The 3,516-nt window shown below is 49.6% G+C and carries 4 protein-coding genes; all 4 read right to left on the reverse strand.

Annotation, left to right across the window (positions count from 1 at the left end; genetic code table 11):
- Positions 1–41: 41 nt before the first annotated feature.
- Positions 42–806 carry an alpha/beta hydrolase gene (locus tag AB7U36_RS20765; protein WP_428161532.1) on the reverse strand — a complete coding sequence of 255 codons (765 nt, stop codon included), beginning with the start codon at positions 804–806 and terminating at the stop codon, positions 42–44.
- A gap of 55 nt (positions 807–861) precedes the next feature.
- Positions 862–1,905 (reverse strand): alpha/beta hydrolase, encoded by a 1,044-nt coding sequence (locus AB7U36_RS20770; protein WP_428161533.1) that lies wholly within the window; start codon positions 1,903–1,905, stop codon positions 862–864.
- Between the two features lie 116 nt (positions 1,906–2,021).
- Positions 2,022–2,453, reverse strand: coding sequence for a cupin domain-containing protein (locus AB7U36_RS20775; RefSeq protein WP_428161534.1), 432 nt, complete (start codon positions 2,451–2,453; stop codon positions 2,022–2,024).
- Positions 2,454–2,506: 53 nt separating this feature from the next.
- A complete protein-coding gene (locus AB7U36_RS20780; RefSeq protein WP_428161535.1) occupies positions 2,507–3,151 on the reverse strand; it encodes a carboxymuconolactone decarboxylase family protein in 645 nt (214 codons plus the stop codon).
- Positions 3,152–3,516 lie beyond the last annotated feature (365 nt).

A 3,516-nucleotide genomic window follows, 5' to 3' on the forward strand; every position in this document is an offset into this window, starting at 1 on the left:
CCTAAAAATACATAATAAATCATCTTCCAAGAGAGTCCAATTTATTTTTCTGGAACACTATAGTTAAGCAACGGAAAGTTCATAAAAGCCATGCCGCTGGTTAGGGTAAAGGCGGCCGGTGCATTGGGGTGATGCCCCCGTTTCATGGCATAAAATTCAAAAAATTCACTTGTAATAGGGTCCAGCTCTTGGGGAATTGTCTCCTGGGGCGTGCTGGGGAATCCCGGCGGAATTTCGGGCAGGCCGTTTTCAAAATCCTTCCACCGCTGTTCGCCAAGTGCAACTAAAGCCTGACGGCGCTCATCATCGGTCATGCTGTCCATCCAGCCATTGCGGGTGACCCGGCTCATGTCATACATGCTTGCCGTTGCAACGGCTTTAATGCGTTGATCCACCTGGGCGGCCTTGAGTGAAAAACCGCCGCTGCCGCAGATACCGATGGCCCCGATTCTGTTCGGGTCCACATAGGGTCGGGTGCCCAGAAAATCCACGCCCGCGCTGAAATCTTCAGTGAAAATCTCAGGAGATGAGGTCCGCCGGGGTTCACCGCCGCTGGTCCCGTTATAGGATTCGTCAAATGCAATGGCTACAAATCCCCTTTCCGCCATGGTCTGGGCATAGAGTCCCGCACCCTGCTCCTTGACACCGCCGTAGGGGGTGCCCACAACCAGTGCCGGATATTTTTTTGAAAGATCAATGTCACCGGGCAGATAGAGGTCGGCGGACACGCTGATGCCGAATCTGTTCCGGTAAGAAACGCGTTCTACAATTACCTTGTCGCTTTTTGGAAAAATTTTATCCCACATAACAGTTTCCTTGGTTTTAATTCGTTTTTATCCATCTCTTTTGACTCCGTCGATGCTACAGATTCTTGTTAAAAAAGGAGGTCAGCTTATCAAAGGGAATCATGTCGGTTCTGTCGTACAGATCAATGTGCCGCGCACCGGGAATAATTACCAGTTCCTTGGGTTCGGCAGCCAGTTTATATGCATCCTCGGTGAAATACCTTGAGTGGGCATTCTCACCCATGATGAACAGAATCGGTCTTGGGGAGATGGTATCAATGTAGTTGAGCAGGGAAAAATTCATAAATGCCATGTTGCTGGTCTGGGTGAACGGGCCGTGGGACCGGGGATGGTGGCCCCGGGGCATGGCGTAGTATTCCCAGAATTCACTTGAAATCGGGTCCAGCCCTTCGGGAATCGATTTCGCCACTTCTTCTGGGAACCCCTGGGGCAGCAATGGAGTGCCGTTCTCAAAATCCTTCCACCGCTGTTCACCCAGCTGGTCAAGGGTTTTATTTCGCTGTTCATCGGACATGGTATCTTTCCAGCCCTTGCGGATGACCCGGCTCATATCGTACATGCTGGCTGTGGCAACCGCCTTGATGCGGTGGTCCACCTGTGCCGCGGTCAGGGCAAATGCGCCGCTGCCGCAGATGCCGATCACACCGATGCGTTTTTTGTCTACAAAGGGTCTTGTCCCCAGAAAATCTACGCCGGCACTGAAGTCTTCAACAAAAATGTCGGGGGAAGAGAGGTGTCTGGGTTCGCCGCTGCTTTCCCCGTTGTATGATTCGTCAAAGGCCATGGCGACAAAACCCCGCTCGGCAATGGTCTGGGCGTAGATGCCGGCACCTTGCTCTTTAACCCCGCCGTAAGGGGTGCCCACGAGAATGGCGGCATATTTTCGGGATTGATCCATATTTTTAGGCCGGTACAGGTCTGCGGATATGGTCAAACCGTATCTGTTGGGATAGGAAACTTTTTGGTGAATAACCTTGTCGCTTTTGGCAAAGGTCTTGTCCCAGGCGGCGTCTGCTGCAGCCGAAACACCGGCAGCGGATAAAAGCGAGACAATCACTGCCAGGAGTGTATGAAAATGACGGGTCATTTGCTGTTTCATTTTAACACCTCTCAATCGTTTGGGTTTTATGTGATAACGTTTAACCACGGAATTCACGTAGCACACTGAAAAGAGAACTCTGTGGATTCAGTGTGTTACATGGTTAAACTGTTCTTTTATAGTTTGCCGTATTCTTCGTCTGAAACCGGCTCCAGCCATTCATTGGAGGCGCCTTCCGCAGGAACTTCAACGGCTACATGGGCGAACCAGCTGTCCTTGGCAGCACCGTGCCAGTGCTTGGTTTCAGGCGGGATATTGACCACATCGCCGGCGCACAGTTCTCTGGCCGGCGTTCCCTCTTCCTGGTACCAACCGCGTCCGGCAGTTACCAGAAGGACCTGTCCCCCTTTATGGTGAATATGCCAAAAGTTGCGACAGCCCGGCTCAAAGGTAACGTTGCCGATGACAACCCGGTCCAGGGAAAGCATGTTAAGATAGCTGGTTCCGGTAAAATAGCGGGCATAGGCCTCGTTTTTGTCACCTCTCGGGAAAATGCTCTCCCCGGTAAAAGGGGTTTCTGTTTTGCTGTTTTCGTTTGATGCGTTCATATTGCCTCCTAAATAAAAATATAGTCTTGTTTAGAAAAAATGTTTTTTTGCGTTTACTTTCCGTCGGTATTCAAAACCTGTTCAAGAACACCTTTGGCATTTGCCGCCACTTCAGGGCCACACGCCGTATCCAGAACGCTTACGAAATCATAAAGCTGCTCCGGGGTAATGTTGTTGTTCAGGCTTATGGCGAAATGCGCCTGAAGCTGGCTGTTGACACCCTTGATGTTTGCCAGTGCGGCAATGGTTGCAAGTTCCCGTTCGCTCCAGTCGAGCACATCCCTTTGAAAAATGTCTCCGAAAAGATGGGCTTTAAGGTACTGATCAATGGCCGGTGCAAATTCGAACAGAGCACCTGTTACCGGTTGCCCGATCAACCGGGTTTGATTTTCTGTGCCGAATTCAATGCTGCTCTTGTCGGCCGGCAGGGGGGCGGCTTCTTTTCCTGTTTCGTCTTTGATACCTTTTTCCTTGCGCGCTTCCATGATCGCCATAAAGGTGCCAAGGCCGTTCAAGCTTCTGGGGAAGCCTGCGTAAGCATACATCTGAACGAGAATCTCCTTGATTTCGTTCACGGTCAGGCCTGCATCAAGCCCCTTCTCCAGACTTGCCTTTAATTTGTCGAGATCTCCACCGGCGGTAAAAGCGGCAATGGGTATGATCGCACGCTGTTTTGTGCTTAGTTTTGTTGTTGTCATATGTGTCTCCAATTTTATAAAATTACAGTCAAGTATCGAAGATGGTTAAGAATACACCAGCCTAAAGAAGAGTGAATAGCCTGATCGTTTCTAATAATTGCCTGTTTGTCCAAAACCACGAATTCATTGTTGAGTCCAAGAAGGAAAAATTGTAAAAACGCATCACTATATTTTAATATATATTCTTGGTAACCATCCGGTTGGTCAGAAGAATTCCTATGGGCAGCCGTGGGTTGAGGCGAGAAGCCCGGAATATTAATGTGGCACGTATTTGCCCAATAATATATGCGTTGCAGCAAAGTATTTGTGGGTAAAATACGACTGTGTTAGGATTTAAGCAATCAAGAGCAAGGAAGGTGGCAATG

The organism is Desulfobacter sp. (assembly GCF_050177295.1).

What these genes read in the sequence shown, in the direction of transcription:
- AB7U36_RS20765 (WP_428161532.1), bottom strand. Translation starts at nt 806, where the DNA reads ATGTGGGATAAAATTTTTCCAAAAAGCGACAAGGTAATTGTAGAACGC.
- AB7U36_RS20770 (WP_428161533.1), bottom strand. Translation starts at nt 1,905, where the DNA reads ATGAAACAGCAAATGACCCGTCATTTTCATACACTCCTGGCAGTGATT.
- AB7U36_RS20775 (WP_428161534.1), bottom strand. Translation starts at nt 2,453, where the DNA reads ATGAACGCATCAAACGAAAACAGCAAAACAGAAACCCCTTTTACCGGG.
- AB7U36_RS20780 (WP_428161535.1), bottom strand. Translation starts at nt 3,151, where the DNA reads ATGACAACAACAAAACTAAGCACAAAACAGCGTGCGATCATACCCATT.